This window comes from Ralstonia sp. OTU4908 (assembly GCF_038440115.1).
In the GTDB taxonomy this organism is placed as follows: domain Bacteria; phylum Pseudomonadota; class Gammaproteobacteria; order Burkholderiales; family Burkholderiaceae; genus Ralstonia; species Ralstonia pickettii.
On the sequence record NZ_JASATD010000093.1, the window covers coordinates 1 to 1,133 of the forward strand.

The 1,133-nt window shown below is 64.0% G+C and carries 2 protein-coding genes; both read right to left on the minus strand.

All coding sequences use genetic code 11. From position 1 onward, the window contains the following. The coding region (locus tag AAHM38_RS25430; protein WP_342234421.1) for an FAD-dependent oxidoreductase at window positions 1–818 on the minus strand (818 nt) is incomplete at its 3' end. Between the two features lie 3 nt (window positions 819–821). Further along, on the minus strand, window positions 822–1,133 hold a 312-nt coding region (gene sdhD, locus AAHM38_RS25435; protein ID WP_116577093.1), incomplete at its 5' end, for a succinate dehydrogenase, hydrophobic membrane anchor protein.

A 1,133-nucleotide genomic window follows, 5' to 3' on the forward strand; every position in this document is an offset into this window, starting at 1 on the left:
TCCTTGTTACGCAGGATGCCGCCTTCGCCGCGCACGCCTTCCGTGATCAGCACGCCCGCGCCGGCCACGCCGGTCGGGTGGAACTGCCAGAACTCCATGTCTTCCAGCGGAACGCCTGCGCGCGCGGCCATGCCCAGGCCGTCACCCGTGTTGATGAAGGCGTTGGTGGAAGCCGCGTAGATCCGGCCTGCACCGCCCGTGGCGAACAGCGTCGTCTTGGCTTCGAGGATATAGACCTCGCCGGTTTCCATTTCCAGCGCGGTCACGCCCAGCACGTCGCCTTCTTGGTCGCGGATCAGATCCAGCGCCATCCATTCGACGAAGAAGTGGGTCTTGGCCCGCACGTTACGCTGATACAGCGTGTGCAGCAGCGCGTGGCCGGTACGGTCGGCCGCGGCGCAGGCACGCTGCACGGGCTTCTCGCCGTAGTTCGACGTATGGCCGCCGAACGGACGCTGGTAGATGGTGCCGTCGGCGTTGCGGTCGAACGGCATGCCGAAGTGTTCCAGTTCGTAGACCACGTTCGGCGCCTGGCGGCACATGAACTCGATCGCGTCCTGGTCGCCGAGCCAGTCGGAGCCCTTGACGGTGTCGTAGAAGTGATAGTGCCAGTTGTCTTCGCTCATGTTACCCAGCGAGGCACCGATGCCACCCTGCGCCGCAACGGTGTGCGAGCGGGTGGGGAACACCTTGGACAGCACGGCCACGGAGAGGCCGGCTTCTGCCAGCTGCAGCGATGCGCGCATGCCCGAACCGCCCGCACCGACGATCACGACGTCGAATTTGCGGCGCGGCAGCCCAGTCTTGACTGCGACCATGTCTTAAACCCTCCAGAGAATCTGAGCTGCGTAGCCCGCACAACCGACGAGCCACAGAATCGTCAACACTTGCAGCGTCAAACGCACTGCCACGGGCTTCACGTAGTCCATCCAGATGTCACGCACACCGATCCAGGCGTGATACGTGAGCGACACGAACGCCAGGAACGTCAGCATCTTCATCCACTGGTTGGAGAACAGCCCCGCCCAGCTTTGGTACGACGTGTCTTTCGAGAGCAGGAACGCCGCCAGCAGCACGACGGTGTAGACCGCCATGATCACCGCGGTGACGCGCTGCGCGAGGAAGTCCTTCAG